The organism is Streptomyces sp. NPDC029139, from assembly GCF_055564335.1.
This window is the reverse complement of the sequence record NZ_JBVHWN010000039.1, coordinates 1-1,232: the sequence shown is the minus strand read 5'-3', so window position 1 is coordinate 1,232 and position 1,232 is coordinate 1. Positions and strand designations below refer to the sequence as shown.

The 1,232-nt window shown below is 66.9% G+C and carries 1 protein-coding gene; it reads right to left on the bottom strand.

Translation table 11 applies throughout. From position 1 onward, the window contains the following. Positions 1-300 precede the first annotated feature (300 nt). Positions 301-1,162, bottom strand: a protein-coding gene (locus ACZ4VW_RS32570) for an IS5 family transposase (protein ID WP_467968770.1) whose coding sequence is annotated in 2 segments (ribosomal slippage) — positions 301-853 and positions 852-1,162 — 864 coding nt in all. Because the reading frame shifts where the segments join, the coding sequence is not laid out codon by codon here. Positions 1,163-1,232: the final 70 nt, after the last annotated feature.

The following is a 1,232-nucleotide window of genomic DNA, read 5'->3' as shown; positions in this document are numbered from 1 at the left end:
CTAGGTTCTGTCTCTTTGACTTCATGTCGATCGGGCCACGTGCGAGGGTGGTGGCCATGCCGCAGCTTGGTCACCGCCTCCGGTCCTTGAGATTCGCGTTCGGGCTTGCCCCGACGAGCTTCGCGGCATGCCTGGAGACAGGTGGCTCGGCTCTGGAGCACGCCTTGGCGGATAAGGCGACGCTCTGTGGCATCCCTCGGAGCCGGGTGACGGTCTATCGGCATTTGTTCGTCGCGAGGAGGTCCGGGAGGTGCTCGGACTGCCGGGTGAGGGCAGTCGACGCCTCGTCCGGGCCCTGAGTCAGAACCTCCCGGGGGAGCGGGCGTCCTCAGCCTTCCGTCGGCGCGTCCAGATCAAGATGGCTGCGAGGTGCAGTGCGCCTTCGTAGGCAATGGCGAGTTTGTCCGTTCGCATGGCAAGGCCCCGCCACTGTTTGAGGCGGTTGATGCAACGCTCGACGGTGTTGCGCTGCTTGTATGCCTCAGCGTCGAAGCTGGGTGGACGACCGCCGGCGCGGCCTCGCCGAAGGCGGTGTCCGACCTGGTCAGAAGGCTGCGGGATGACAGTCCGGATGCCTCGGCGGCGAAGATGGCGGCGGATTGCCCGGGACGAGTAGGCCCGGTCCGCAAGGACCACATCGGGTCGGGTCCGTGGCCTGCCCAGGCCGGTGCGTGGGACTCTAATGCGGGCCATAACCGCCTCGAATGCAGGCGCGTCGCCAGCCTGACCCGCGGTGACATGAACGGCGAGGGGTCGTGCCTGCCCATCACTGGCGACGTGGACTTTCGTGCTCAGGCCGCCCCGGGAACGTCCGAGAGCGTGATCGGCGGGTTCAGCTCTGTCCGTCCCCTTTCCTGGCTCCGGCCGCGTGCTGGTGGGCCCGGCAGACGGTGGAGTCCACCGACACGGCCCATCCCACTTCATCAGCAGCGTCCGCCTCGCCGAGAACGGCAGCGAAGATCCGTTGCCAGGTACCGTCGACGGCCCACCTGATCAGGCGCTTGTGAGCGGTCTGGAACGCACCGAGCTCGTGGGGCAGGTCCCGCCAGGGCGAGCACGTGCGGTACTTCCACGCGATGGCCTCAAGGGTTCGGCGGTGGTCGGCCCACCGCCGGCCACGGACCGGATCGGCCGGCATCAGCGGCTCGATCCGGTCCCACATCGCATCAGTGATCACTAACCGGACAGACACATCCGATCAACTGATCAACCCATCAAAGAGACACGGCCTA